Source organism: Bradyrhizobium sp. AUGA SZCCT0158 (assembly GCF_018130065.1).
Classification (GTDB): Bacteria; Pseudomonadota; Alphaproteobacteria; order Rhizobiales; family Xanthobacteraceae; genus Bradyrhizobium.
On record NZ_JAFCME010000018.1, the window covers coordinates 114,608 to 141,249 of the forward strand.

Genomic DNA, 26,642 nt, shown 5'->3' on the forward strand with positions numbered 1-26,642 from the left:
GTTGTACGGCCGTGCAGCCCCCGGCCATCCAGCCTAACGCCGCGACTACGAGCCACCTCATGGCGTGACCGGCAAGCCGATCGCTGAACCCTGCACCACCCGGCGGGAACGGGCGCTCGGAGCCGGCGAAAGTGCTGACCCGGGCGCGGACGCCAGAATAGGTTGCCATGACGCATTCCAACGCGTCAGCGTCGTGCCGTTGCCGTCGAAGGCCATATCGAGAAAAGCCAGCGTGAGCTCCGCCGTGGCGGCCTTCACTTTCGGGTTGAGAGCCGGACCGCCCGTGAACGAGCGATCTGTAAATATGCTGTGCGAGCCCCCTTCGAATACGGCGAGCAGCTTGCGCGGTGCGGCCATTGCGTCGAAGACGGCGAGCCGGTCGGCTGCGGGCGAGTAATACCCGGGAATTTGGATGACATCATTGGTGGCGGTCACATGCAGAGTGGGAACCGTGATTTTGCTCAGCACCGGAACCAGATCGGTTTCACCGTAGAACGGCGGCGCGGAGATCACGATCGCCGCGGCAAAGCGCGGGTCGCGGGCCTCGACCCACTGCCCTTCGCGCAGCACGCGCGCGCCGACGGCAAGAAGCGCCGTGTTCGCGCCATACGAATGACCAGCCGCCACGATGCGCCGACGGTCGATCTGGACGCCGTAGGGACCGACGCCGCCCAATAGCACGCGGTCCAGCGCGAAGCGCAAATCCCAGACCCGGGCAAGCGCCTCGCTCTCGTGAGCCGCTCGCTGCAAACGGTCGACGACGGTAAGGGGATTGCCGACCCAGAGCGACGAGTCGCTGCCCGCGTGCTGAACATGCAGGCTGGCAACGCCGCGCGCGGCCCAATACTTGCCGAGATAGCTATATCCCCGGCGGGAGCCGCCCATCCCGTGGGAGAACACAATGAGCGGCACGCGCGCTCCCGGCGCGATATTCGCGGGCCAGTGCAGGCGCGCGGGAATGGTCCGCGAACGCGTCGGGTCGACCCACTCGAAATCAACGACGCGAAAAGCGGGCGCCACGGCCTCCGCTGCCGCGGGATTGGCCGGAACGGCGGCCGTGACGGCGACGGCGAGCAGCATGGCGCTGAGGCCCCGTCGCGTGACGGTGGCCGGCACGCCCTCGCCGGACCGTCGGGACCGCCAAGTTGTGCCGTCCTGACCGACTGCAGCGGACTGAACACGCCGCAACGATGCACCGCCGCCAATCCTGCTGTCCATGCTTGCCTCACCTTGAACACAATTCGCACTGGGTGTAATATTGTAATTGCACTTAGTGTAATTTTGCAAGGAAATATATTCGTGCCACAAGAGGCCATGGAGAGTTCGCCCCTCAAGCAGGAAGGCCTGCGAGAGCGGAAGCGGCGCGAGACGCTGCATCGCATCGCCGAGCAAGGCCTGAAACTGTTTCTGACCAACGGCTACGAGGCCACCACGCTCGATGCGATCGCGGAGGCCGCGGGGATCTCGCGGCGAACGTTCTTCTACTACTTCAAGTCCAAGGAAGAGATTCTGCTGGCGTGGCAGGACGGCGGTTTCAACGAGACCCTGCGAGCCGCCTTGCTGGAGCAATCGACCAAACAGTCCCCCCTCAACGCCGTGAAGAGCGCCTTATTGGAGCTGACGTTGCGCTTTCAGGCCGATTACAAGCAAACCAGGGTGATCGAACGCCTGATGTGCGCGAACGAGTCGCTTCGCATCCGACACCAGGCGAAATATGTAGAGAAGGAACAAGCGGTATTCGACGCGCTCTGCCAGATGTGGCCGCAGCCCAAGCGGCAGCCTGCGCTCCGCGTCGTCGCGATGATGTCGATCGGAGCACTACGTCTCGCGATCGATAATTGGAACCGCGAGGAGGGAAAGCGACCTATCGCCGCTTACCTCAAAGAGGCTTTCGCCGACCTGAAGTCGGAGATTTGAAGCCCTTTGGCCGAACGGCCACCGCTACAGCCTTTTTCCGTTCCGATGGAATCGGAACGGAGCTTTAGATTCTTGTTTTGACGCGTTTTCTTCACGCGAACCGGTGTCTACTTCGCTGGAAAACGCTCTAACGCGCGGGGGCCGGCGCTCCAGGTGGCGGCGCGAGCGCCGGCGTCGTCGCCTTCTTTGGGGCGGGCGCTTTCGGAGCAGGCTGCTTCATCGCCGCCGCCTGTGCCGGCAGGTATTTCGCGATGATGGCGGGGTCGAGCGTTGCTATCGAAGTATCCGGCAGCCGGGTCCAGACCTCGTCCCTGCCCAATAACGAGAAGCCGAGATAGCCGCGCATGGTCAACGTCTGTCCGTCGGGACTGAGCGTCATCTTGGCTTTGTAGATCTTGCCGTCGCGCGGATCGAGCACATTGCCGTTCTCGTATTTCAGTCCGTCGCGTTTCATGTCGCGAATGAACGAGAGCCCGAGCCACGGCTGATCTTTTCGATCGTCGGTGCATTTTGAGCAGACCGGATTGGGAGCATCGCCTGGCTCAGGAAAAAGCTTGGCAAACGCGCCTTCATAGAGGCCGTCGCGATCGACCACCAGAAACCATCCGACCGGCTTGCCCTTCTCGACCTTTTGCCACAGCCCGGCGGCTGACGGCTCCGCCGTTTGCGCAGCAAGTTCGCAAACGAACGCAAAGCCCATCACGATCGGCAATATCAGTCGAATCAAGGAAAGCGCATTTCGCATCGTCATCACCTGACTTATTCACAAAATGAATGGCCGCAGACTAAGGCCATTTCGCGGACGGTTCCAGTGCCTGGACGGACGAACGCGAGACCGCGGCGAACGAGCCGCGGCCATTCGGTCATATTTTCGTTGGAATCATCGCCAGCAAGAGCCAGGAACCGGCTCGATACGCAAACCGGCTTCAATGGCCTCCGCACTTGTTGGTCTTGGTGTTGTAGTTGCCGCACTTCCTGCCAACCCAGTCGCCGATCAGGTCCCTGGAGCCCTCGAGTTCGTTCGACCACGCATCGCCGGCCACCAAGCCCGGGGCCTTCCACACCACGTCGAACTGACCATTGATTTTGACTTCACCAATGAACACCGGCTTGGTGATGTGATGGTTCGGAAGCATCTTCGCGATGCCGCCGGTCAGATTTGGAGTTTCGATGCCCGGCAGCGCGTCGATCACCTTGTCCGGATCGGTCGACTTCACCTTCTCAACCGCCTTCACCCACATGTTGAAGCCGATATAGGTGGCTTCCATCGGATCGTTGGTGTCGCGCTTCGGATTCTTGGTATAGGCCTGCCAGGCCTTGATGAACTTCTCGTTGGCCGGATCCTTGATCGACTGGAAGTAGTTCCAGGCGGCCAGATGACCGAGCAGTGGCCTGGTGTCGATGCCGGCGAGTTCTTCTTCGCCGACCGAGAACGCGACAACCGGAATGTCGCTCGCCTTGATGCCCTGGTTGCCGAGTTCCTTGTAGAAGGGAACGTTGGCGTCGCCGTTGATGGTGGAAACGACGGCGGTCTTCTTGCCGGCCGAGCCGAACTTCTTGATGTCGGCCACGATCGTCCGCCAGTTCGAATGACCGAACGGCGTGTAATTGATCATGATATCTTCCTGCGCAACGCCTTTCGACTTCAAGTAGGCTTCGAGGATCCTGTTGGTGGTGCGCGGATAGACGTAGTCGGTGCCGGCCAGCACCCAGCGCTGCACCTTCTCGTGCTTCATCAGATAGTCGACCGCGGGGATCGCCTGCTGGTTCGGCGCCGCCCCGGTGTAGAACACGTTGCGCTCGCTCTCTTCTCCCTCGTACTGCACGGGGTAGAACAGGATCGAGTTCAGCTCCTTGAACACCGGGAGCACCGACTTGCGCGACACCGAGGTCCAGCAGCCGAATACGACGGCGACCTTGTTCTTGGTGATCAGCTCGCGGGCCTTTTCCGCGAACAGCGGCCAGTTCGACGCCGGGTCGACCACGACCGCCTCGAGCTTCCTGCCGAGTAAGCCGCCCTTCTTGTTCTGCTCGTCGACCAGGAAGAGGACGGTGTCCTTCAGCGTGGTTTCACTGATGGCCATGGTGCCGGAGAGCGAATGCAGGACGCCGACCTTGATGGTGTCGTCCGAACTCTCGCTACCGACGGCGCTACCCGCCGGCAGCAGGAAGCACAAAAACAAGATGACCGCGCACCGCCTCACTCGGTTCGACCAACGTTTCACGGTGCTCTCCGAATGGGACAGCTCAGGGGGCGCTGCTGTAAAAGAACGTCAGTCGAACTCTCAGTCAAATACTTTCGTTAGATGCGCCGGCTGTCAGTTGACGCCGAGCTTCTTCTGCAGGCTCGATGACGAGGTCGTGTACTGGAAGACGAGGCGCTTGTCCGGATAGACGTAGCGATGCGCCTTCTGCGCCATCAGCGCGCCCTCGTGGAATCCGCTCAGGATCAGCTTCAGCTTGCCCGGATAGGTATTGATGTCGCCGATCGCAAATATGCCTGACACATTGGTTTCGAAGGCGGCGGTTTCGACCGGCACCAGATTGTTCTCGAGCGCAACGCCCCAGTTCGCAACCGGTCCGAGCTTCATGGTCAGCCCGAAGAACGGCAGCATGGTATCGCACTCGACCTTCGAGACCGCGTTGTCGTTGCCTTTCATCATGGCGCCCGAGAGCTTGCCGCCCTCGCCTTCAAGCGAGGTGACCTGACCGATCTTCAGGTCCATTTTTCCGGAAGCCACCAGTGCACGCATCTGTTCGACGCTGTGTGGAGCGGCGCGGAAATCATCGCGCCGATGCAGCAGCGTCACGTGCTTGGCAATGGGGTGCAGATTGAGCGTCCAGTCGAGTGCGGAATCGCCGCCGCCGACAATCAGGATATTCTTGTCGCGGAACTGCTCCATCTTGCGCACCGCGTAGAACACCGAGGTGCCCTCATAGGCCTCGATGCCCGGCACCGGCGGGCGCTTGGGCTGGAACGAGCCGCCGCCCGCGGAGATCACGACCACCTTGCATTCGAACACCTGGCCGGCGTCGGTGGTGACGCGAAAGAGAGGATCGCCGATCTTCTCGATCGTCTCCACCATCTCGTTGAGGTGAAAGGTCGGATTGAACGGCTTGATCTGCTCCAGCAGCGCGTCGGTGAGGCCCTGGCCGGTGACAAAGGGAATGCCGGGAATGTCGTAGATCGGTTTTTCCGGATAGAGCTCGGCGCACTGGCCGCCGATCTTGTCGAGGATGTCGACCAGATGCGTCTTCATATCGAGGAGGCCCAATTCGAACACGGCGAACAGTCCGCAAGGACCTGCACCAATAATCAGCACATCGGTTTTGATCGCTTCGCTCATCTCAGCTTCTTTTCGGTTGGACCGCGCCGATGGCCTGGGCGGCGCTTCTGGGGCAGCGTCTGTCTAGCCAACGCCGGTGGAACAGGAAAGCCATAATATGGCAGGTGGCCTTCGCCTCAACCCCTTGCCGGAGCAGGATAACTGGGCTGTAACAACGTGAAACGTTCGGAGACCGCCCCGTGAACGCCCCTGCCCGCCTCGATTCAACGCCGCGCCTGGAGGATTTCCCCTACCGGCTGACCGACAATGTGCGTTTCGCCGACCTCGACCCCAACCAGCACGTCAACAACGCGGTCTATGCGACCTATTTCGAAACCGGCCGCGTCACGCTGATGAAGGACCGCAGCTATGGGCTGATGCCGGACGGCGTCAGCTGGATCATGGTCCGGCTCGACATCCATTTTCGCGCCGAGCTGCGCTGGCCGGGCACCATCGAGATGGGGCTCGGGGTCGTGAAATTCGGCCGCACCTCCGTGACCTTCGATCAGGTGGTGTTCTCCGAAGGCACATGCGTCGCCTCGGCGCAATCGATATCGGTGCTGCTCAATGAGGCGACACGAAAGCCGACACCGCTGACCGAGGAGATCATCGGAAACTTCCAGCGCTGGCTGCGGCGCGGAATGGACGGACGATAATGCGCGCCGCGCTGCTGGCGGTGTTGATCGTCTCCGCGACGATAAAGCCCGCCGCGGCCGATGGATACCATCGCGAGGATTTGCGCATTCCGATGGCGGCTGCGGAAACGGTGGGCCTTGAGGCAATGCTGGTGCGGCCCTCGGGCAGCGGACGCTATCCACTGGCGCTGATCAGCCACGGCGCACCGCGCGATCACACCGCGCGAGCCGACATGTCGCCGTATGGCATGTACCGGCAGGCGATCGAATTCGCGCGGCGCGGTTTCGCAGCGCTGGTCGTGATGCGGCGAGGCTATGGCGAGTCCGGCGGCCGATATGCCGAGAGCAACGGTCGCTGCGCCAATCGTGATTATTTGCGATCGGCCCGGGCGTCTGCCGAAGATTTGGCCGCCGCGATCCGCGCCATGCAGGACCGCACCGACGTTTCCATAAGCGGCATGATCGCGGTCGGCTCCTCGGCGGGCGGCTTTGCCAGCATCGCGCTCGCCGCCACTGCGCCGCCCGGACTCGTCGCCGCGATCAGCTTCGCCGGCGGGCGCGGTTCACGTGCCGATGACGATGTCTGCGACGAGGCGGCACTGGTGCGGGCATTTGCGGCGCTCGGCCGGACGTCGCGAATTCCGACGCTGTGGATCTATGCGGAGAACGACAAGTTCTTTCGCCCCGACCTCGCGCACCGGATGCACGCGGCGTTCACCGGCGCCGGTGGCCGCGCCGAATTGATCGACGCCCCTGCGTTCCGCGACGACGGCCACACGCTGTTCTCGAGGGGCATTGCGCTATGGACCCCGATGGTCGATCGCTTCCTGCACGAGCAGAACCTGGGAACGCGGGAACTGGCCGCAGCACCGCTTCCGGCAGCGCTTTCGCCGCCGCCCCGCTTGGGTGAAAAAGGCCGCTCAGCCTTTGCAGATTATTTGTCCGCGAGCCCTCACAAGGCATTTGCGGTGTCCCCGACCGGCGGCTTTGGCTACCGTGCCGGGCAGCGGTCCGCCGTCGCGGCGCAGGACGCGGCCCTTGCCGCATGCGCAAAGGCTGCCGCCGACTGCGCGGTTTATGCGGTCGATGAGGGACTGGTCGAAAGGGAGCGCGCCGGGGCGCGCTGAACCATCCGGCGGAGCCGGACGAGGTTCTACGCCTGCCGTTCCGGCGTGGAGACCACGAGGCCGTCGAGTTCGTCGGAGACCTTGATCTGGCACGACAGGCGCGAATTCGGCCGTACGTCGAAGCCGAAATCCAGCATGTCCTCTTCCATCGGCGTGGGCGAGCCGACCTTCTCGCGCCATTCTTCCTCGACATAGACGTGGCAGGTCGCGCAGGCGCAGGCCCCGCCGCATTCGGCTTCGATGCCCGGAATGGCGTTGCGGATCGCGGCTTCCATCACGGTCGCGCCGTTTTCGACTTCAATGGTTCGTTTTTCGCCGGAATGGTCGACAAAGTGGATTTTGGCCATGATCGCTCGTGCTGCCGGTATACGGTAGGAGGGTCCCCGGCAGTCCTATAACGGGTCGATCCGCACAGCGCCAGCGGTCGGAACGAAAACCTAAGGGGCTAATTTGGCGGGGTTTTGGCGGGCGTCAGACGCAGGCCCGCGTCAGGACCGGCGCAGAATCGCCTCGATCGCCGCCCGCGCCCGCGCAATGGCCTCGTCGAGTTCGGCAACAAGGCGGGACGGATCGGCGCCATCGGCAAGAACCGCCTCCAGCCGGGCGGCGGTTTCCGCCACACCGAAGGCGCCGATCGCGCGGGCCGAGCCCTTCAGCGTATGGGCCAGCGCATCGGCATCTGCCGGCACGGTGGCAAGCATGGCCATCAGCTTGGCCGACTGGGCCGCGAACATCGCCAGCACCTCCTGTTCGAGGCCGGCATCGTCAAGCGTCATGCGCTTAAGGTGTTCGAAATCGATCGGACCGTCATCGGGAGCGAGCGGCGGCGATGGCATCCATTGTATCCGTTCAAGGTGAAGCGGCATGGCCTGACCCACATCTCCCCGCCGGACCGATCCAGGCAGGGCCGTTTTGGCCACCCAATCACGAAACTGGTTAATGGAACGTTCACCGGAATTGCCGCAACTTTGCCTACTTTTCGCCGAGGACTTGCCGCAAAGGACGGTCTCCCACGGGAATTTCGAGTATCCGTAAGGCCTTAAGCCACAAAGCTGTTAACGATGATTAAGAAAGTCTTAATCGCGGCCATTTCATTCGCATCACTCAACCAATAGGATGTTTGCGGATGTAGCGGACAAGCCGCCGACGGGGCGCGGCTGCGTCCGTGTGGGGGCAAAGATCCGGCTTGGGCTTGCGGGGGCGTTTGCAAGACCAGCTGGACGCGTAAAAAGTAAGAGGGCTCGACTGAACATGGCGAACAATCCCAAGAAGGTCAAAGATCCCACCGAAGTCGCGCTTTCCGCCATTCAGGAAGCGCTGAACATCAGTGACACCACTGTCGATCCCAATCGCAATTCGATCGGCAACAACGACCTTTCGCCATCAAGCATTTCGTCCACGCCCCCGGCCTATTCCGAAACCCCGTTCGATACGCGCGTTGATACGCGGTCTGGCGTCGACCGCCAGGTCTTCGATCCGATCGAAGAGCCGCGCGCCCCGCGTCGCGCCGCCAACGACGACCGAGAAACCATCGGACAAATTCTCCAGGCAATCCAGAAGGGCCGTCCTGCCCGCGGCGTCTATACGCTTGCCACTGTGTTCGCCGGCGTCTGGATCGTCGGCTGCGCACTGCTGACCGCCGCGTTCCTGCCTTCGCTGCAGGCCGCAATGGGACAGAGCGGCGGCGTGCTGGTGCTGGGCGGCCTTGCCGCGCTGTTCTTTGCGCCGGTGCTGCTGTTCTATTTCCTCGCCAGCCTTGCCTGGCGCGGCCAGGAAATGCGGATGATCGCGCAATCGATGGCGCAGGTCGCGATCCGCTTCTCCGAGCCCGAAGGTGCCGCCTCCGACTCGATGGTGACGGTCGGCCAGGCGATCCGCCGCGAAGTAGCTGCCATGGGCGACGGCGTCGAACGCGCGATCGCGCGCGCCGGCGAACTGGAAACGCTGGTGGCCAACGAAGTCGCGGCGCTGGAGCGTGCCTATTCCGACAACGAAGTGCGCATCCGCGCGTTGCTGCAGGACATCGCCCATCAGCGCGACAATCTGGTCGGCCAGGCCGAGCAGGTTCGCAGCGCCATTTCCGGCGTGCAGATCGACCTGCGCCACGACATCGCGCTGATCTCGGACGCGATCGCCTCGCGCGTCGACGAAGTCGCGAAAAGCATCACCGGCGCGCTGGAAGAACGCGGCGCCCACATCACCACCGCCTTGAGCCATGCCGGCGACAACATGATCCTCGCGCTCGGCGAGCGCGGCGGCGACCTGCTCGACCGCCTCGAGGAAGCCAGCGCCGAGACCACGCGCGCCGTGCTCGACGCCTCGGAACGGCTGACCACCAGCCTCAACTTCAAGACCGGCCACGTCCATGACGAGTTCGTCGATCTGGCCGATCGCGTCCACGAGATGCTGAATGAACGCATCGACCGCATCACCGGCGAGTTCGAGCAGCGTTCCTCGACCATCGTCGACGGCATTTCCGACCGCACCGAACAGGTCCACGACTCCCTGAAGAATTCCAGCGACTCGCTGCTGCTCGAGCTCGAGCTGCGCAGCGGCGATCTCGTCAGCAAGATCGACGAGGCCGGCAACCGCCTGGCGACCCGCATCATGACCTCCGGCGACAAGGCCAGCGACGCGCTCGACGTGACCGTGAACTCGCTGGTCGCCAAGGTCGTCAGCCAGACCGAGACCGCGCATGACAGCCTCTCGCTGCAGATGAGCGCGTTCGACGAACTGGTGAAGAACCAGGGCAGCGAACTGGTCGAGAAATTCGCCCGCGACTCAGGCACGCTCGGCGCCCTGATCACCCGTCACATCTCCGAATTCGACCGCACCGTCAAAACCTTCGGCGGCGAGATCGTCGACCGCATGGGCCAGCGGACGCAGGACATCGCCGAGAGCCTGAAGAACTATGTCGACACTTTCGACACCCGCCTGATCTCCAACAGCGGCGAGATCACCGCCTCGCTCGATCAGCGCCTGCTGCAGTTCGAAACCACGCTGAGCACGCGCGTCAACCACCTCGACAACTCGCTCGACACCAAGATCCGGTCGTTCGACGAGACCGTCGACGGCCGCCTGAAAGCGCTGGAGCAGACCTTCGACACCCGCGCCAGGTCCGTCACCGAGACGATCGATGATCGCCTGGGCTCGCTGGCGAGCTCGTTGACCGATGGTGCCGCGCAGGCAATCCACTCGATCGACTCGCGTCTCACCGAACTCACCTCGTCGCTGACCGGAGGCACCACGCAGGCCATCCAGTCGATCGACTCCCGCCTCACCAACCTGACGACGTCGCTGACGGTTGGCGCCGCGCAAGCCGTCGAAGCTATCGACCAGCGCCTCACCAACGTCACCACGTCGCTGACCGTCGGCGCTGCGCAAGCGGTCGAAGCCATCGACCAGCGCCTCGGCAACGTCACCACGTCGCTGACCGTTGGCACCGCGCAAGCGGTCGAAGCCATCGACCTGCGCCTCGGCAACGTCACCACGTCGCTGACAACAGGCACCGCGCAGGCCGTCGAAGCCATCGACCAGCGCCTCACCAACGTCACCACGTCGCTGACGGTTGGCACCGCACAGGCAGTCGAAGCCGTGGACCAGCGCATCACCAGCGTGACCCAGACCATCGACGGCCGCAGCGCCTACCTGATCGACACCATCGCGGCGCGGTTCCAGGATATCCACCAGGGTATCGAAACCCGGGTCGGCGCCGTCGCCACCGACATCGACATGCGCGTCGCCCAGTTCGAGGATCTGCTCGGCTCGCGCGTCGAAGCTGTGGCCGGCCGTATCGAGAGCAGCGGCCGTCAGGCCAGCGACGACCTCATGGCGCGCGCCGAGCTGTTGTCCTCGGGCATCAGGTCGCACGTCGAGGACGCCGAGCGCTCGCTCACCAACCTCGTGGTCAACACCTCTGAAACCATCCAGACCGGCGCGCGCACCGCGCAGCAGGCGCTGCTCACGGTTTCGTCCGATGTCGGCGCCCAGCTGAGGCTGACATCGGCCGAGGTCGAAAGCTCCCTCACCGCCGTCGGCACCGGTGCCGCGAACTCGATCCTCACCAGCGCCCGCGAGGCCCAGACCTCGCTGGTCTCGGCTTCCAGCGAAGCGGCGTCCCAGATCAAATTGCTGGCCGACGACGTCGAGCGCACGCTCTCGGCCGCCGGCAACGCCACCGCTGCGTCGGTACTCTCCGGCGCCCGCGAGGCCCAGACCACGCTGGTTACGGCGTCCGCGGACGCGGCAAGCCAGGTCAAGTCGCTCGCAGCCGACGTCGAACGTGCCCTGTCGGCCGCCGGATCCGCCACTGCCGAAGCCGTCACGACCGGCGCCCGCGAAGCCCAGAACACCTTGATCGCGGCCTCCACGGAGGCCACCAACCAGGTCAAGTCGCTGGCCGCCGATGTGCAGCGCTCGCTGTCGATCGCCGGCACCGCCACCGCCGAATCGATTACCGCCGGCGCCCGCGAGGCGCAGAGCACGCTGGTCAACGCGTCCACGGATGCGGCGAACCAGGTCAAGTCGCTCGCCGCCGACGTGCAGCGCTCGCTGTCGATCGCCGGCACCGCCACCGCGGAATCGATTACCGCCGGTGCCCGCGACGCCCAGAACACCCTCATTAACGCGTCCGCGGATGCGGCCAACCACGTCAAGTCGCTCGCTGCCGACGTCGAACGCTCGCTCTCGGCCGCCGGTACCGCCACCGCCGAGGCCATCACATCAGGAGCACGCGAAGCCCAGAACACCCTCGTCACCGTTTCCACGGATGCAACCAGCCAGGTCAAGTCGCTCACGGCCGACGTCGAGCGTTCGCTGTCTGCGGCCGGCACCGCCACTGCCGAGGCCATCACATCGGGTGCACGCGAAGCCCAGAACGCCCTCCTCACCGCATCAACGGATGTCGCGACCAAGGTCGCGTCGCTGGCAGCCGACATGCAACGTTCGCTCTCGATGGCAGGCAATGCCACCGCCGAGTCGATCACATCGGGCGCCCGTGAAGCGCAGAACGCGCTCACTACCGCGTCGACGGAAGCCGCCGACCACGTCAAGTCGCTGGCCATCGATGTCGAACGCACGCTGAGCGCGGTCGGCGCCGGCACCGCCGCCGCGATCCTCGGCACCGCGCGCGAAGCGCAGAGCTCGTTCGCCGCGACCTCGGCCGACGCCGCAAGCCAGATCAAGGCAATCGCCAGCGACATCGAGCGTTCGCTCGCAGCGGTCACCGCCGCCACCACCGACAACATCCAGACCACGGCGCAGACCGCGCAGAACGCGATCCAGGCCAGCGCGCAGAATGCACAGAGTGCACTCGTCGCCGCGTCGAACGAAGTCAGCTCCAAGGTCAAGACGACCTCGGCCGACATCGAACGCTCGGTGCTGTCGGCCAGCAGCAATTTCGGCTCGACGATGACCGGCAAGACCGACGAAATCGTGACCTACGTTCAGCAGCAGACCGATCGTCTGGCGCAGATCGTGGACAGCCGCCGTGGTTCGCTGGTCGAGGCGCTCAGCGCCAAGACCACCCAGCTCACGACCGAGCTCGACCGCGTCACCGCCGACTCGCTGAAGTCGATCGAGACAAGGGGCCAGGCGTTCTCGCAATCGATGGCGACCCATGGCTCGGAAGTCGCCCGCACGATCACCTCCGCGGGCGATATGGCAACCGGCGCGGTGGCCAAGTCGCTGAAGGATCTCGAGCAGTCGTCGCGTTCGGCCATCGACCAGTCGCGTCAGGTTTCGATCGCGGCCGTCACCGAAATGCAGGAGACCAGCAAGATCCTGCGCACCGACACCGTCGCGCTGTTCGAGCGGCTGCGTGAAGGCAACATCCTGCTGCAGGAAGTGCTGACCGGCGCTCATGACAACCTCAACTCGCTGGAGCGCGCCTTGGTGACCCGCGTGGCCGACTTCGTGTCCGCCATGAACGACGTCACCTCGCGCAACGGCGTTGCGACCCAGACGCTGGAAGACCAGCTCACCACCTTCAACACCAAGACCTCGAAGGCATTGGAGGATCTCGGCTCGCTGTCGAGCGAGTTCGAAATCCATGGCAAGGCGCTGGTCGATGCCGCCACGGCGGTCGAACACGCCAACCGCACCACCACGACGTCTGTCGCCGAACGCAAATCGCAACTTGAATCGCTGGTGACCACCATCGATCTGCGCACCACCGACCTCGATCAGCGGCTGTCGCGCTTCACCGGCTTACTGGATGAATCGCTTGCCGCCGCCGAGGAACGTGCCCGCGACATCGCCCGCGTGGTGGCGGAAACCGCCGGCGCCGGTTCTGCCGCGATCAGCCGTCAGTTCGAAGCGGTCCGTGTCGCAGCCGAAAACGAGCGGCACCAGACCATCGACGCCATGAACGAACTGTACCAGCAGAGCAACGCCGAAACGGACGCGATGTTCAAGCAGTCGACCGAGAAGTTCGGCGCCATGGTGGTGGCCATGAAGCAGATGGCCTCCGAGATGCATCACGAGCTCGAGGCGACCCGCAACGAACTGCGCCGCGGCGTGCTCGAAATGCCGCAGGAGGCCGCCGACAACACCGCGCAGATGCGCAAGGTGATCGTCGACCAGATCGAGGCGCTGGCCGAACTCAACCGGATCGTCGCCCATCACGGCCGCGGCCTTGACGTCATGACGACGAGCCGCGCCAGCGTGCAACGCCAGGAAGAACCCGTGATGGCAGCAGCCGCTGGCGGCGCCCGCAATGACGTGCGCATGCGCGACACCGGCAGCGCGTCGAACCTGCCGCCGCCGGATCTCGGCATGCCGGCGACGCGCCGCACCGAAGCGCCGCCGGTCAGCCCGGCGAGCAACCAGGATGGCGGTCGCGACGGCTGGCTGTCGGACCTGCTCAGCCGTACCGACGCCGGTGGTCCGAGCGGTCGCGAGGCTCCCCGCCCGCGCGCGCAGCAAAGCCCGGCCAATCCGCTGGAATCGCTGTCGCTCGACATCGGCCGGCTGATGGATCGCAATCTCGCGGCCGAGATGTGGGATCGCTATCAGCGCGGCGAGAGCAAGGCTTTCACCAAACGGCTCTACACGCCCGCCGGCCAGAAGGCTTTCGATGAGGTCGCCCGCAAATACCGCGCCGACCGTACCTTCAAGCAGACGGTCGACCGCTACATCGCCGAGTTCGAACGCTTGCTCGACGAAGTTGCCCGGGAGGATCGCGGTCCGCAGGCGCTGCGCGGCCACCTGACCTCGGAGACCGGCCTCGTCTACACCCTGCTCGCACATGCGGCGGGACGGCTGGGATAAGGTTCGGGTTGAAGCTTACGAAATAAAAACGGAGGCCTCACGGCCTCCGTTTTGTTTTGCGTCTTGCGAGGAGCGCAGCGACGACGCAATCCATTCTTCCGACGCGCAAGATGGATTGCTTCGCTTCGCTCGCAATGACGGCTCTCGCGGCGATTTCTCGCTGCTACTCAACATTCCCTATTTGCCGATACCTATTGCCGCTTCTGTCTGCTCGGCGCGGCGGCGGGCAAGGGCCGATCCGGGCGGCGCACCGGCATCGGCGTCCGCATTGGCTCGATATCGATCTCGCGAAGCGGCGACGCCTGCAGCGCCGCGATCAGGGCTTCACCGGTCAAGTTGCCCTTGACGGCGCTTGCAGCGGCGAGGCGTCGCTGGCTTCGAGGCGGCTGATTCAGGTTCCTAGCCATGCTGATTAATTTAGATCATCCAGGTTGAATTCCAATGATCATCAACTCGCGACTGATTGCTTCGCTTCGCTCGCAGTGACGGAGTTCACAGCGAATAGCGATCTACAATTACTGCCGCTTCTGCCCGCTCGGCGCTGCAGCCGCAGCGGGCGGTCTGGGCGCGGCCGGCCTGGCTGGTGGCGGCGCGGCTTCCGGCGCCGGCGCGGCGTTGTTGCTGCCGCCGAAAATCACCCGGCTCGGATTGCGGTCGAAATTGTTCACCGCGCGGCTGATGTCGGCGAGCGTACGGCGGCCATCGGAAATCAGCGCGCCCGTGCGCTTGTCGAGATCGTCAGCCAGTTCGCGGATCGACTTCACCATCAGGTTCAACTCGCCGCCGTTGGCACCGCCCGCGATGGTGTTGAGGCCGAGCATGAGATTGTCGGCCTTGAGCATGACGCCGTCGACCTTGAGCATGACGTTGTCGATCTTCTCGGAGTTGCGCGCGAGCGCTCCCGTAAAGGTCTCGAGGTTCCGCAGCGAGTTCTTCACTGACTCCTGGTTGTCGGCGACGATCCGGTTGACGTTTTGCAAGGTGGCGCGGATCGACTCCGTGACGTCCTGCAGCGCGGCCGGATCGGCGGTCAAAACCGGAACGCCGTCCTCGTCCAGCGGCACGGGTGGCGCACCCTCCTCGCCGCCCTTGAGCGAGATCGCAGCCACGCCGGTCAGTCCCTGGAATTCGAGGCCGACCAGGGTGTCCTTGCGGATCGGGGCGTTGTTCTCGACCATCGCCAATGCGACGACGCGACGCGGGTTGTCCAGCTTCACGCGGACAACTTCGCCTACCCGGATACCGTTAAAATTGACGCTGCCGCCATTGCGCAAGCCGGTCGCCGGGCCTTCGAAAATCACCCGCAGCGGACTGCGCGCCTTGGTGGTGTGCAGACTCTGGAACCAGAGTACGAATCCGAACGCCGCCGCGATCACCGCCAGGGTGAAGGCTCCGATCAGGACGTAGTTCGCCCGCGTTTCCATAACTCAAACTACTCCGGTACTGGGGCTCGGTTCTGATCAGAACCAGGCGCCCGACTTTATCCTTTTGACGCGTTTTCTTCACGCGAACCGGTACCCGCTTCGCTCGAAAACGCTCTAGCCCATCACAGCGCGGGCGCGTTTGCCGTGAAAATATTGCTGCAGCCATGGATGCTGCGAGGCCTGCATGTCGGCAATTGATCCTGCTGCAATGATCTTACCGTTCCCTAAAACGGCGATACGGTCGCAAGCCGTGTAAAGGCTGTCGAGGTCGTGGGTTACCATGAAAACGGTCAGCCCCAAAGTACGCTGCAGGGTGCGGACCAGTTCGTCGAAATCGCCGGCGCCGATCGGGTCGAGGCCCGAGGTCGGCTCGTCCAGGAACACCAGTTCCGGATCGAGCGCGAGCGCGCGCGCCAGCGCCACGCGCTTGATCATGCCGCCGGAAAGCTCGGACGGAAACCTGTCGGCGACTTCGGGCTTCAGGCCCACCATGCCGAGCTTGGCCACCATGACCTCATCGAGCAGGCGCTGCGAGAGGTTGAGATATTCGCGCACCGGGAACTGGATGTTCTGCCGCACGGTAAGCGAGGAGAACAGCGCGCCTTGCTGGAACAGCACGCCCCAGCGCCGTTCGACCCCGCGCCGCTCGGTCGTAGAGGCCTTGTCGAGATCGACGCCGAACACTTCGATGCGGCCGGCGACCTTGGGAACGAGGCCGATGATGGTGCGCGTCAGCACGGATTTGCCCGCGCCCGACGGGCCGACAAAGCCCAGGATCTCGCCGCGCTTCACGTCGAGATTGAGCCCGTCGAGAATCCGCGTCTTGCCGAACTGCACCGTGATGTCGCGGACCCGGATGATGGCGTCGGAAATCTCGCCCACCATGGTCACATTCCGATCGATGCGAAGAAGATGGCGAACACGCCATCCATGACGATGACCAGGAAAATTCCCTTCACCACCGACGACGTGGTGTGTTGTCCGAGCGATTCGGCGCTGCCCTGCACCGCAAGCCCCTCGACACAGGCCACGATGCCGATCACCGCGGCCATGACCGGCGCCTTGATGAGCCCGACGATGAAATGATTGATCGAGATGGCGTCGCGCAGCCGCAGCAGGAAGGCTTCCGGTTCGACGCCGCCATAGAGATACGCCACGAGACCGCCGCCATAGAGTGCTGCCATCGCGCCGAGGAAAGCCAAAATCGGCAACGCCATGACCAGCGCCAGCATGCGCGGCAGGATCAGGACCTCGATCGGATCGAAACCCATGGTGCGCAGCGCGTCGATCTCCTCGCGCATTTTCATCGAGCCGAGTTCGGCGGTGTAGGCCGAGCCCGAACGCCCCGCCACCATGATCGCCACCAGCAGCACGCCGATCTCGCGCAGCACCAGCACGCCGAGCATGTCGACCACGAAAATATCGGCACCGAACTGACGGAAATGGAAAATGCCCTGCTGCGCGATGATGCAGCCGATCAAGAACGTGATCAGCACCACGATCGGCACCGCGCGCCAGCACACCTGTTCCAGATGATGCACGGTGGAGGTCAGGCGGAAACCGCGGGGACGAATCAGGACATGGCCGGCCGCCGCCAGCACCGCGCCGAGCATCTCGATCAACCCGACCAGGGTGCCGCCGACGCCGGCGACGCTGCGGCCGATCTGCTCCAGCATGCCCGTGATCGTCACCGAACGGGCCTGGACGACAGGCTCGGCTTTGACCCGGCGCACCTCGTCGACGAGGCTGGAATAATTCGCCGACAGGCCGGCGATCTTGGCCTCGATGCCGCCATCGGTCAGGCTGCGGCGCAGCCGTTCGATCAGCCAGGCGCCGAACGTATCGAGTTTCGACACCTGTGAGACGTCGATGAAGATGTTCGCGCGGCTGCCGCGAAGCTTCTCGGCGTCGGCCACCATTTTCTCGAGCACCGGGGCAAAGCGGGCCGTCCACGAACCGGCAGCGCACAGCGCAAGCCCGTTGCCTTGGGCTATCCGCTCCAGTGTCGGATCGCCGCTCACGATGCCCTCCCCCCGGTTGGCTCGCTAGTCATGCAATAGGTATGGTCCGGCACGCCGCACTGCCTTGTAGAATCTGTCCCTAACCAGCCATAGTTGGTAGCGGGGGGCAAGCTCACGGTTCAGAAATTGCCAGATTTTAAAATGACTTCCGGCCGATCCCAGGAATTTGCCCGACAGCTTGTTGCCCGTATCGAGCGCTGGCCGATCGCCGGCGCCTTCACCATCAGCCGGGGGGCCAAGACGGAAGCGGTTACCGTCGTCGCCGAAGTCAGCCATGGCGGCCATACCGGGCGCGGCGAGTGCGTTCCCTATCCCCGCTATGGCGAAACGGTGGAAGCGACCCTGGCTGCCCTTCAGGCGATGCAGGAACCGCTGTCCAAGGGATTGGACCGAACGGCCCTGCAGGCCGCGATGCCAGCAGGCGCCGCCCGGAACGCGCTGGATTGCGCGCTGTTGGACCTCGAGGCCAAAAGCAGGGGCCAGCGCGTCTGGACCCTGCTCGGCCGGCCGGCGCCGCGAGCCTGCACCACCGCCTACACGATTTCGCTCGGAACGCCGCAGGCGATGGCGGCAGCGACCGCAAAGGCGGCGCGCCGCCCGCTGCTCAAGATCAAGCTCGGCGGCGACGGCGACGAGCGGCGGATCGCTGCCGTCCGCAAGGCCGCCCCCGAATCCGAGTTGATCGTGGACGCCAACGAGGCCTGGACCTCGGACAATCTCGAACGGAACCTCAATGCCTGCGCCGAACTCGGCGTGACGCTGGTCGAGCAACCGCTTGCCGCCGCCAATGATGGTGCGCTGGCGCGCATCAGGCGGCCGGTCGCGGTCTGCGCCGACGAAAGCGTGCACGACCGCGCCTCGCTCAGGGGTCTTCGCGAACGCTATGACGCCGTCAACATCAAGCTCGACAAAACAGGCGGACTGACAGAAGCGCTTGATATGGCGGATGCCGCGCACGCACTCGGCTTCGAAATCATGATCGGCTGCATGGTTGCCACCTCGCTCGCGATGGCCCCTGCAATGCTGCTGGCGCAACACGCCCGCTTCGTCGATCTCGACGGCCCGTTGTTGCTGGCGCACGACCGCGACGACGGGCTGCGCTACGAAGGCAGTCTGGTTTATCCGCCGGAAGCCGCGCTCTGGGGCTGATGCGGTAGATTCTATTTTTGACGCGTTTTCTAGCGCGAACCGGTGCCCACTTCGCTTGAAAACGCTGTCAGCCGGTGCCGCGCCAGCCACATCACGATCGCGGCCAGCAGTGCCATCGCCGCCATCACGTAATAGACCCGCTGCCCATAGCCCGCATAGACCAGTCCCGACACCACCGACGCCGTGCCGCTGACGATGCCGCCGCAGGCCGCAAGATAGCCCTGCCCCCGCGCCATCACATGGCCGGGCACGTGACGCACCAGCAGTCCCATGACGCCGACCTGCGTCAATCCATAGGTCAGGCCATGCGCGAGCTGCACCAGGGACAACACCACGACTGACGGCTCCTGCGCGGTGATTAGCCAGCGCGCCACCGCGCTGAGCGCGCCGATCACCACCAGCAGCGCCGGGGCCAGCGTGAAACGCGGCGAGAGCGCGAACACCACGATCTCGGCGAGCACACCCAACACCCACAGGCCGGCGATGGTCAGACCGTCCAGGCCGGACGCCTGCCAGGTGATGGAAGCAAAGGCGTAGTAGGCGGCGTGACTGCCCTGGATCAGCGCGGCCGCGACGATGATGGCGAGGAAACCGGGATCGCGCAGCAAGGCGCTCGCGCCAAGCACCGCGGTCGCCTGCGGTTTTGGCCGGTCCAGCGGCTGCAGCCCGAGGCTCGCGACGGCGCCGAGCGCCGCTACCGCCGCAATGACCCAGATCAGCTGGCTAGCTGCAATGAAATCGACCAGCAGGCCGCAGATCAATGCGCCCACCACGAAGGCTGCAGAACCCCACAGCCTCAGCGGTCCGTAATTCAGGCCATAGCGCGCCACCCCGCCGAGCGCATAGGCGTCCGTCAGCGGCACCATCGGGGTCCACAGGCAGCAGGTCACGGCATAAGCGAGCAGCACCGCGAGCGGCAGATATTGCGTGCCGATCACCGCAAAGCCGAGCGCGGTGGCGGTCGCGGTGACGATCAGGACCGCGCGCAGCGAATAGCGCCGCCCCGCGGCGCCGGTCACGAACGGCAGCACGGTAAATCGCGTCACCGCAGGAACCGCGGAAATGATTCCGATCCAGAAGGCGTCGATGCCGACCGACTTCAGCCACAGCGTGAAAAACGGCAGATGGGTGCCCATCGTCCCGAACGTCGCGCCGTAGAACAGCGCCAGCCGCGCCGCGAATCGCTTCGATGCGCCTTGAGATGCGATGGGGATTTGTGATTCGCTTGGCATCAATTCAATTGCGATTCGCCCGATATCGTGTTGTTTCGTTATCGCAACGCGCGGTGATTTGCGCGAAGAGTTTAGCATGGCCGACGAAGCATTCGCCCTTTCGCCGATCTCAGCACGCGCCGCGCTGCCGGGTGAGGAAGACTATGCTGCGATCAGCGAAGCCTTCATGGAGACTTCGCGCGGCCGCTGGTTTCTCGGCGAATATGCTAAGCGCAACCGCAACGCCGACACCAGCATGGTGCTCGACGCGGTGGCGCGGATCGAGCAAAGCCTGGCCGCGCAGAAGGAAGAGAGCCTTGCCATCCAGCGGGAGGCTGCGAACGCACAGCGCGAAGCTGCCAACGCACAGCGAGCGGCGGCGGACGCCGTCGCGGACAATAGCCTCGCCGAGGCCAAGTTAGTTGAGGCCTTGATTGCGATTCGCGGGGCGCTGGAGGCGGCGCAGACCTCGGCGATGGGGGCGATCGACGGACTGGCGCTGAACGAGAAGCTGGCGCCGGTGCGCAAAGGCGCGCGGGTGATTCGCGAGATTGCCTGGCGGTTGCGGGAAATCGGCAATGACAGCCGAATCTGCGACCTGATCGATTCGCAGGTTCAGGTCATCGAGAAGGGCGCCGAGCAAATCTCCTCCGACGAGGCCAAAGCGGCGCTGGAGGCCGCGTTCGCCTCGCTTGCCGGACGGATCGCAGAATTCAGTGATGAAGAGACGCCCGCCCCCGTGGCGCAGGATGAGTCCCCGGCGGTCGCCGAGATGATCGAGGAATCGCCCGCCTCGCAAACTCAGGCTGCAACCAGTGCCTTTTCGACCGACGCCGTAGCTCCGGCCGCCGAAGCCGTCGCCGCTGAAGTTGTGATCGCCGAAGCTGTGGTCTCCCAGGCCGACGCTGCGCTGGAGGAAGCGGAAACCGCCGAGACGGCCGGAATTGAACTCACCGCCGAGGCTGCCGACGCCCACGACGAGGCAGTCCTCGACATGATCGCGATGGAGATGGGCGCGCCCGATCCCATCGACGACGATGAGTTCGCCGAACCGGAGATCGAGCAAGCCCACATCGCAATGCCGATGGTTGAGGAAACCCGGTTTGCGGAGCCGGTTGTTGAGGAGGCTCAGATTGTCGAGCCGCTTCCGACCCCGCCCGAGATCGTCGCTGCATTGCCCGAGCCAATGATGTCCGCACCGGTCGCGCCGCCGGTTCAACCACCGCCTCAGCCGGTTGCCCAAGCCATGCCGGAACCGGCGCTGGAAGTCTCGCTCGGCTCGTCGATCATCGCCAGCGGCATCGTGCGCAGACCTGTTGCGGCCAATGATCCGCTGGCCCCGATCCGGCGCATGAGCCAGGCCGAGAAGATCGCGTTCTTCTCGTGAAGCCGACCTCCCCGGCTCCCGAAATCGAACAGTGACCGAGGTCACGTACAGCACCCACACCCCAAACTAGCCTGTCCGCCGGACATCTCGCCTTGAGATTGGATGGAGGACACCCATGCCAGGGTTCAAATCATTGGCGCTTTGCGCCGGTCTGTTGGGCAGCCTGCTGAGCTTGGCGCACACCAGCACCGCTTCTGCAGAGGCGGTGAACGCTGCCATCAGCGACGGCGTTCGATCGCTGCCGGCCGAGCAGCGGGTCGCGCTCGTGATCGGCAACGCGAACTACCAGGTCGCGCCGCGGCTCGCCAATCCGAGCAACGATGCGCGATCGGTGGCGCAGCTCCTCAACACGGCGGGCTTTGAAGTCATCACGGCGACCGATCTGACGCGCAGCGACATGATCAAGGCGGTGGAAGGTTTCATTGACCGGGTTGCCGATCGCGGACCCAATGCCGTCGCCATGATTTACTATGCCGGGCACGGCGTGCAGCTCGAGGGCGAGAATTACCTGCTGCCGATCGACGCGAGAATTTCCAAGCTGTCGGATCTCGACAGCAATTCGCTGCGTCTGGTCGACCTGATGGGGACGCTGGAAACCATCACGAGCCGGATGCGGATCGTCGTGCTCGACGCCTGCCGCAACAATCCCTTTCCCGACGTCGACGATTCCGGGCGCGGCCTTGCGATGGTCGATGCGCCGGCCGGCTCGATCGTCGGGTATTCGACGGCGCCGGGCATGGTCGCCCATGATGGCGATGGCAATCACAGCCCCTATACGTCGGCATTCCTGAACATCGCGCGGCAGCCCAATCTGCCGATCGAGCAATTATTCAAGCGCGTTCGTCTCGAAGTGAACAACGCCACCGGCGGCCGGCAGACGCCGTGGGAAAGCTCGTCGCTGACCAACGACTTCTATTTCTTCGGCGATACGGCTGTCGCGGCAACCCGCTCCCCCGATCGCGGCCCGGTGGTCCAGATGGCGTCGAACCTGCCTTCGCGTTCGGTGCGTCAGGCCTATGATTACGTCCTGTCGGAAGGTTCGCCCGAACATTATGAGGAATTCATTCAGCTGTATCCGTCCGACCCGCTGTCCGATCGCGTCCGCGTGCTGCTGGGCAACTACCGGCAGTCATATGCATGGCACAGGGCCGTGCTCACGAACACATCTGGCGGCTACAGGTCGTTCCGCGACCGCTTCCCCGATAGTCCGTATGCGCGCACCGCATTGAGGCTGCAAGCACAGCCGAGACACGTTCCGCTGATGCACTTCAACCGCCTGTCGAAGCATTCGGGCCATCATGGACACGGCTTTTCGCACAGCCATCGGGCCCCATCGCTGGCCTCATCGGCAAAGGGAATGAATGCGTCCGCCTCGATGAACGGCCACAGGCCGGGCAGGTTCACCCACACCTCGTCCAGGATGAACGCCCACGCCCATGCCAATCACATGCATGGCAAGAGCCGATTCCACGACCGCGGACCGCGCAGGATGGGCGGCGGCATGCACAGCCATTCCAGCCACCGCTTCGCCGCGAACCATTCGCGAAGCTCGTTTGCTCACTCGCGGCATTCGTTTGGTGGTGGCCGCTCATTCGGCGGCGGCGGTTCGTTTGGCGGTGGCCGTTCGTTTGGCGGCGGAGGGTTCAGGCGCTGAGCCGCGTGACCTGCGGCGTCCGGTCGCACCCAATCAGGCGACCAGCTTGGCGAACAGGTCGGCGTCGACATTGCCGCCGGAGAGAACGATGACGACGTTCTTGCCGCGCACATCGATCCGGCCGGCCAGCAACGCGGCGAGGCCGACGGCGCCGCCGGGTTCGACCACCAGCTTCAGTTCCCGGTAGGCATAGGCGACGGCCGCACCGACTTCCGCATCGGTCGCCGTGACGCCTTGCGCCAGCAGCTTGCTGTTGATCGAGAACGTCATCTCGCCGGGAATCGCGGCCATCAGTGCATCGCAAATCGTACGGCCGTGGGCGTGATGGGCTTCGCGGTGCCCGGCGCGCAGCGAGAGGCCATGATCGTCGTAGCCATCGGGTTCAGCCACGATCAGGGTGGCTGACGGGAAGCGCGACTTGATGGCGGTGGCAACGCCCGCGATCAGCCCGCCGCCGGAAGCCGGCGCCACCACGATGTCGGGCGTCAGGCCAAGCGCAGTCATATCCTCCGCGATCTCGCGGCCCGCGGTGCCCTGCCCCGCGATCACGAAGGGATCGTCATAGGGACGCACCAGGGTTGCACCGCGCTTGCTCGCGATCTCCTTGGAGATCGCCTCGCGATCTTCCTTGTCGCGGTCATAGAGCACGACCTCGGCGCCATAGCCCTTGGTGCGCTCGCGCTTGGTCAGCGGCGAGTCCTTGGGCATCACGATGGTCGCCTGCATGTTGAGTATCTGCGCCGCCGCCGCCACGCCCTGGGCGTGGTTGCCGGACGAGAACGCGACCACACCGCCGCCGCGTTCGGCCTGCGGGATCGAGGCGAGCTTGTTGAAGGCGCCGCGGAACTTGAAAGAACCGGTCCGCTGCAGCATTTCCGGCTTGAGAAAGACCTTGGTTCCGACGCGTTCGTTGAGAACCGGGAACGACAGCAGCGGCGTTCGCACCGCAAAGGGCGCAACCACCCGCGCCGCCGCATCGATATCTGCGGCTCCAATCGGTGCCATCGAGGCCTGATCCGTCATGACCGCTTTGTATCGCGTCCGTGGACAGGCCGGCAAGACGCAATCCGGTGAAGTCAGGCGGCGAAATGCGGGTCTTCCACAAACTCGACCACCTCGCCTTCGGAGCCCGGGGCCCGGACATTGAGGGCGTGGTCGACAAAAACCCGCGCCGAGGCCTGCCAGGTGTGGGCGGCGGCAAACTCCACACAGGCCTGCGGCGATATCTGCAGCGCATCGAGGCAGGCGGCGCGCAAATCGTCGCTCAGCACGCCGACCGGCGCCGCACCGATCACATCGCGGGGACCGGTGACCGGAAAAGCGGCAACCGGCACGCCGCTGGCGAGCGCTTCCAGCAGCACCAGGCCAAAGGTGTCGGTCTTGCTGGGGAACACGAAGATGTCGGCGGCCGCGTAAATCTCCGCCAGTTCCTCGCCGTGCCGGGCGCCCAGGAACACCGCGTCCGGATATTTCCGCTCCAGCGCCACGCGGGCCGGCCCATCGCCGACAACAAGCTTGGTGCCGGGCAGATCGAGGTCGAGGAACGCCTCGAGATTCTTTTCGACCGCGACGCGGCCGACACTGAGGAACACCGGCTGCGGCAGACAGAGGTCTGCGGTGCGCGGATGAAACAGCGAGGTGTCGACGCCACGCGACCACAGCACCACATTGCGAAATCCGCGCTGGCGCAATTCAGCTGCAAGCGCCGGCGTTGCCGCCATCACCGCCTGGCTCGGCCAGTGAAACCAGCGCAGCGCGCGCCAGACCCAACTTTCCGGGATCGGCGAGCGCGCCGAGACGTATTCCGGAAAGCGCGTGTGGAAGCTCGTGGTGAACGGCAGCCCGTGCTTGCGGCAATAACGACGAACCAATAACCCGATCGGGCCTTCGGTCGCGATGTGAATGCTGTCGGGCCTGGCCGCTTCGATCAGCGCCGCGATCTTCGCCGGGTAAGGCAGCGCGAGCTGCAAATCCGGATAGCTCGGCATCGCAAAGGTGCGAAACGATTGTGGCGTCAGGAAGCTGACATCGACGCCGAAGCCCTCGGCGGCTTCCGCCATCATGGTCAGCGTCCGCACCACCCCGTTGACCTGGGGATGCCACGCATCGGTCGCGACCAGGATATGCGTCATGCCGCGCGCGCCGCGACGCGGGGAACCGGCGCCAGCCGGCGCTGCGGATCGGCCCAGGTGATGATTTCGAACCGGCCGTCCTCGTGCTCGACCAGCGCGGTGCAGCTTTCGACCCAGTCGCCGCAGTTCATATAGCGGATACCGTGCTCGTCGCGGATCGTGGCGTAGTGGATATGGCCGCAGATCACACCATCGGCGCCGTGACGCCGCGCTTCGCCGGCCAGGGTCTTTTCGAACGCGCCGATATAATTCACCGCGTTCTTGACCTTCAGCTTCGCCCATTGCGACAGCGACCAATAGGGAACGCCGAACATGCGCCGGAAGAAGTTGACCAGGCGATTCATCTGAATGGCGAAATCATAGGCCTTGTCGCCGAGATGGGCGAGCCAGCGCGCGTTCTGCACCACGAGATCGAAGATGTCGCCGTGGATGACGAGATAGCGCTTGCCGTCGGCGCCCTCATGAATGGTGTTTTCCACCACGTCGATGCCGCCGAAATGGGTGCCGTAATAGTTGCGCAGGAACTCGTCGTGATTGCCCGGCACGTAAACGACCTTGGCGCCCTTGCGCGCCTTGCGCAGCATTTTCTGCACGAAGTCGTTATGCGATTGCGGCCAGTACCAGTTGGACTTCAGCGCCCAGCCGTCAACGATATCGCCGACGAGATAAATGGTGTCGGCGTCGTGGCTTTTGAGGAAGTCCAGCAACCGGTCGGCTTGCGAGCCGCGGGCTCCGAGATGGACGTCGGAGATAAACAAAGTGCGAAAGCGCCGCTCCGGGCTCTCTTCACTCGAGGAGTCACTACCCATGCCGTGCACCTAACAGGTTCCTGTGACGGAGCGATGACAACCGACGCGACTGATAGCCCCACGCGAATCGATGACGCGCCCCTGCAAAGCGGATAGCAGCGCGATGCGACAGGGAAACGACGTAGCGCCACGTGGATTTTACGGAGTTCACCCGCACTGCGGGTATCGCATCGTCGTCCCGGCCTTGAGCTCAGATGCGCAATTGCGCATCGGGGGACCCATACCGCGTGATCTCTCGATGAAGTCTCAGAAGCAGAGACCGTTCGCAAAACTTCTTCCTGTGGTTATGGGTCCCGGCTCAAGGCCGGGACGACGGCGGTGTTTGTTGTGCGACCATCATCAAAAACGCAGTTTCGCGTTCTCGCGGCGCATTACGCCCGAGCTCTGCCAAAACTCCTTGCCCTCCAAAGAGAGGGCGCAGGGAAGACCGGGTGCGCGCTGCACCCGCGGTCCCGTGTGCGGTTTGCACTAAGTAGGCTGCACACGAGCATACAGGGCAGCGGTGAACACCCGGCCTTCCCTGCGCAACGGCTTTACGGCTTATGCCGTGATCTCCCCGGAGACGAGTTCTTGGTTGACTC

At 64.2% G+C, this 26,642-nt stretch carries 21 protein-coding genes; 7 read left to right on the forward strand and 14 right to left on the reverse strand.

Annotated elements, in window-relative coordinates:
- Positions 1-57: 57 nt before the first annotated feature.
- Complete coding sequence (locus JQ574_RS24615) at positions 58-1,080, reverse strand: acetylhydrolase (RefSeq protein WP_212214277.1); 1,023 nt, start codon at positions 1,078-1,080, stop codon at positions 58-60.
- Between the two features lie 150 nt (positions 1,081-1,230).
- Between JQ574_RS24615 and JQ574_RS24620 the strand changes: the two genes are divergently transcribed.
- Entirely contained in the window at positions 1,231-1,917 is a 687-nt protein-coding gene (locus tag JQ574_RS24620) for a TetR/AcrR family transcriptional regulator (protein WP_249119561.1), read from the forward strand.
- A 127-nt stretch (positions 1,918-2,044) separates the two neighbouring features.
- On the opposite strand, the gene JQ574_RS24625 is transcribed toward JQ574_RS24620, so the two are convergent.
- From JQ574_RS24625 to JQ574_RS24635, 3 genes are all read right to left on the reverse strand, one after another.
- A complete protein-coding gene (locus JQ574_RS24625; RefSeq protein WP_409363441.1) occupies positions 2,045-2,662 on the reverse strand; it encodes a DUF2147 domain-containing protein in 618 nt (205 codons plus the stop codon).
- Between the two features lie 181 nt (positions 2,663-2,843).
- Complete coding sequence (gene urtA, locus JQ574_RS24630; protein ID WP_212214319.1) at positions 2,844-4,085, reverse strand: urea ABC transporter substrate-binding protein; 1,242 nt, start codon at positions 4,083-4,085, stop codon at positions 2,844-2,846.
- A gap of 150 nt (positions 4,086-4,235) precedes the next feature.
- Positions 4,236-5,264: an NAD(P)/FAD-dependent oxidoreductase gene (locus JQ574_RS24635; RefSeq protein WP_212214284.1), complete on the reverse strand. Its 1,029-nt coding sequence runs from the start codon at positions 5,262-5,264 to the stop codon at positions 4,236-4,238.
- A gap of 179 nt (positions 5,265-5,443) precedes the next feature.
- Between JQ574_RS24635 and JQ574_RS24640 the strand changes: the two genes are divergently transcribed.
- Positions 5,444-5,899 (forward strand): thioesterase family protein, encoded by a 456-nt coding sequence (locus JQ574_RS24640; protein ID WP_212296606.1) that lies wholly within the window; start codon positions 5,444-5,446, stop codon positions 5,897-5,899.
- The gene (locus JQ574_RS24645) at positions 5,899-7,005 is read left to right on the forward strand and encodes a S9 family peptidase (protein WP_212296605.1); all 1,107 of its coding nucleotides are present in this window, start codon (positions 5,899-5,901) and stop codon (positions 7,003-7,005) included. Before JQ574_RS24640 ends, JQ574_RS24645 begins: the two co-directional genes overlap by 1 nt.
- A gap of 26 nt (positions 7,006-7,031) precedes the next feature.
- Here the strand turns inward: JQ574_RS24645 and JQ574_RS24650 are convergent, their stop codons facing one another.
- Together JQ574_RS24650 and JQ574_RS24655 are read right to left on the reverse strand one after the other, a co-directional pair.
- Positions 7,032-7,352: a 2Fe-2S iron-sulfur cluster-binding protein gene (locus JQ574_RS24650; RefSeq protein WP_192737738.1), complete on the reverse strand. Its 321-nt coding sequence runs from the start codon at positions 7,350-7,352 to the stop codon at positions 7,032-7,034.
- Between the two features lie 141 nt (positions 7,353-7,493).
- The gene (locus tag JQ574_RS24655) at positions 7,494-7,871 is read right to left on the reverse strand and encodes an Hpt domain-containing protein (RefSeq protein ID WP_212214294.1); all 378 of its coding nucleotides are present in this window, start codon (positions 7,869-7,871) and stop codon (positions 7,494-7,496) included.
- 385 nt (positions 7,872-8,256) lie between these two features.
- On the opposite strand from JQ574_RS24655, the gene JQ574_RS24660 reads away from it, so the two are divergent.
- Positions 8,257-14,274 carry a negative regulator of septation ring formation gene (locus JQ574_RS24660; protein ID WP_212383967.1) on the forward strand — a complete coding sequence of 2,006 codons (6,018 nt, stop codon included), beginning with the start codon at positions 8,257-8,259 and terminating at the stop codon, positions 14,272-14,274.
- Between the two features lie 191 nt (positions 14,275-14,465).
- Here JQ574_RS24660 and JQ574_RS24665 read toward each other — a convergent pair whose 3' ends face one another.
- The 4 genes from JQ574_RS24665 to JQ574_RS24680 all read right to left on the reverse strand — a co-directional run bounded on the left by JQ574_RS24665 (position 14,466) and on the right by JQ574_RS24680 (position 17,719).
- The gene (locus JQ574_RS24665; RefSeq protein WP_212274776.1) at positions 14,466-14,609 is read right to left on the reverse strand and encodes a hypothetical protein; all 144 of its coding nucleotides are present in this window, start codon (positions 14,607-14,609) and stop codon (positions 14,466-14,468) included.
- Between the two features lie 180 nt (positions 14,610-14,789).
- Positions 14,790-15,698 (reverse strand): MlaD family protein, encoded by a 909-nt coding sequence (locus JQ574_RS24670; RefSeq protein ID WP_212214300.1) that lies wholly within the window; start codon positions 15,696-15,698, stop codon positions 14,790-14,792.
- A gap of 114 nt (positions 15,699-15,812) precedes the next feature.
- Positions 15,813-16,583 carry an ABC transporter ATP-binding protein gene (locus tag JQ574_RS24675; protein ID WP_212214302.1) on the reverse strand — a complete coding sequence of 257 codons (771 nt, stop codon included), beginning with the start codon at positions 16,581-16,583 and terminating at the stop codon, positions 15,813-15,815.
- A gap of 2 nt (positions 16,584-16,585) precedes the next feature.
- On the reverse strand, positions 16,586-17,719 hold the full coding sequence (locus JQ574_RS24680) for an ABC transporter permease (protein ID WP_212214304.1): 1,134 nt from the start codon (positions 17,717-17,719) through the stop codon (positions 16,586-16,588).
- A gap of 141 nt (positions 17,720-17,860) precedes the next feature.
- Between JQ574_RS24680 and dgcA the strand changes: the two genes are divergently transcribed.
- Entirely contained in the window at positions 17,861-18,868 is a 1,008-nt protein-coding gene (gene dgcA, locus JQ574_RS24685) for an N-acetyl-D-Glu racemase DgcA (RefSeq protein WP_212214306.1), read from the forward strand.
- 29 nt (positions 18,869-18,897) lie between these two features.
- Here the strand turns inward: dgcA and JQ574_RS24690 are convergent, their stop codons facing one another.
- The gene (locus JQ574_RS24690; RefSeq protein ID WP_212214309.1) at positions 18,898-20,100 is read right to left on the reverse strand and encodes an MFS transporter; all 1,203 of its coding nucleotides are present in this window, start codon (positions 20,098-20,100) and stop codon (positions 18,898-18,900) included.
- A 76-nt stretch (positions 20,101-20,176) separates the two neighbouring features.
- Between JQ574_RS24690 and JQ574_RS24695 the strand changes: the two genes are divergently transcribed.
- A complete protein-coding gene (locus JQ574_RS24695; RefSeq protein WP_212214311.1) occupies positions 20,177-21,466 on the forward strand; it encodes a hypothetical protein in 1,290 nt (429 codons plus the stop codon).
- Positions 21,467-21,581: 115 nt separating this feature from the next.
- A complete protein-coding gene (locus tag JQ574_RS24700) occupies positions 21,582-23,120 on the forward strand; it encodes a caspase family protein (RefSeq protein WP_212383968.1) in 1,539 nt (512 codons plus the stop codon).
- A gap of 33 nt (positions 23,121-23,153) precedes the next feature.
- Here the strand turns inward: JQ574_RS24700 and JQ574_RS24705 are convergent, their stop codons facing one another.
- The 3 genes from JQ574_RS24705 to JQ574_RS24715 form a co-directional block, all read right to left on the reverse strand.
- Positions 23,154-24,125, reverse strand: a complete 972-nt coding sequence (locus tag JQ574_RS24705) for a threonine/serine dehydratase (RefSeq protein WP_409363557.1) — start codon at positions 24,123-24,125, stop codon at positions 23,154-23,156.
- Positions 24,126-24,196: 71 nt separating this feature from the next.
- Positions 24,197-25,252 carry a glycosyltransferase family 1 protein gene (locus JQ574_RS24710; protein WP_212383970.1) on the reverse strand — a complete coding sequence of 352 codons (1,056 nt, stop codon included), beginning with the start codon at positions 25,250-25,252 and terminating at the stop codon, positions 24,197-24,199.
- Positions 25,249-26,061, reverse strand: coding sequence for a UDP-2,3-diacylglucosamine diphosphatase (locus tag JQ574_RS24715; RefSeq protein WP_192737752.1), 813 nt, complete (start codon positions 26,059-26,061; stop codon positions 25,249-25,251). Before JQ574_RS24715 ends, JQ574_RS24710 begins: the two co-directional genes overlap by 4 nt.
- Between the last annotated feature and the right edge of the window lie 581 nt (positions 26,062-26,642).

Excerpts from the sequence above, each read along its gene's own strand:
- JQ574_RS24615 (WP_212214277.1), bottom strand. The coding sequence starts at position 1,080 with ATGCTGCTCGCCGTCGCCGTCACGGCCGCCGTTCCGGCCAATCCCGCG.
- JQ574_RS24700 (WP_212383968.1), top strand. The coding sequence starts at position 21,582 with ATGCCAGGGTTCAAATCATTGGCGCTTTGCGCCGGTCTGTTGGGCAGC.
- JQ574_RS24690 (WP_212214309.1), bottom strand. The coding sequence starts at position 20,100 with ATGCCAAGCGAATCACAAATCCCCATCGCATCTCAAGGCGCATCGAAG.
- JQ574_RS24645 (WP_212296605.1), top strand. The coding sequence starts at position 5,899 with ATGCGCGCCGCGCTGCTGGCGGTGTTGATCGTCTCCGCGACGATAAAG.
- JQ574_RS24625 (WP_409363441.1), bottom strand. The coding sequence starts at position 2,662 with ATGCGAAATGCGCTTTCCTTGATTCGACTGATATTGCCGATCGTGATG.
- JQ574_RS24660 (WP_212383967.1), top strand. The coding sequence starts at position 8,257 with ATGGCGAACAATCCCAAGAAGGTCAAAGATCCCACCGAAGTCGCGCTT.
- dgcA (WP_212214306.1), top strand. The coding sequence starts at position 17,861 with ATGACTTCCGGCCGATCCCAGGAATTTGCCCGACAGCTTGTTGCCCGT.
- JQ574_RS24635 (WP_212214284.1), bottom strand. The coding sequence starts at position 5,264 with ATGAGCGAAGCGATCAAAACCGATGTGCTGATTATTGGTGCAGGTCCT.
- JQ574_RS24695 (WP_212214311.1), top strand. The coding sequence starts at position 20,177 with ATGGCCGACGAAGCATTCGCCCTTTCGCCGATCTCAGCACGCGCCGCG.
- JQ574_RS24675 (WP_212214302.1), bottom strand. The coding sequence starts at position 16,583 with ATGGTGGGCGAGATTTCCGACGCCATCATCCGGGTCCGCGACATCACG.
- JQ574_RS24715 (WP_192737752.1), bottom strand. The coding sequence starts at position 26,061 with ATGGGTAGTGACTCCTCGAGTGAAGAGAGCCCGGAGCGGCGCTTTCGC.
- JQ574_RS24670 (WP_212214300.1), bottom strand. The coding sequence starts at position 15,698 with ATGGAAACGCGGGCGAACTACGTCCTGATCGGAGCCTTCACCCTGGCG.
- JQ574_RS24705 (WP_409363557.1), bottom strand. The coding sequence starts at position 24,125 with ATGGCACCGATTGGAGCCGCAGATATCGATGCGGCGGCGCGGGTGGTT.
- JQ574_RS24655 (WP_212214294.1), bottom strand. The coding sequence starts at position 7,871 with ATGCCGCTTCACCTTGAACGGATACAATGGATGCCATCGCCGCCGCTC.
- JQ574_RS24710 (WP_212383970.1), bottom strand. The coding sequence starts at position 25,252 with ATGACGCATATCCTGGTCGCGACCGATGCGTGGCATCCCCAGGTCAAC.
- JQ574_RS24650 (WP_192737738.1), bottom strand. The coding sequence starts at position 7,352 with ATGGCCAAAATCCACTTTGTCGACCATTCCGGCGAAAAACGAACCATT.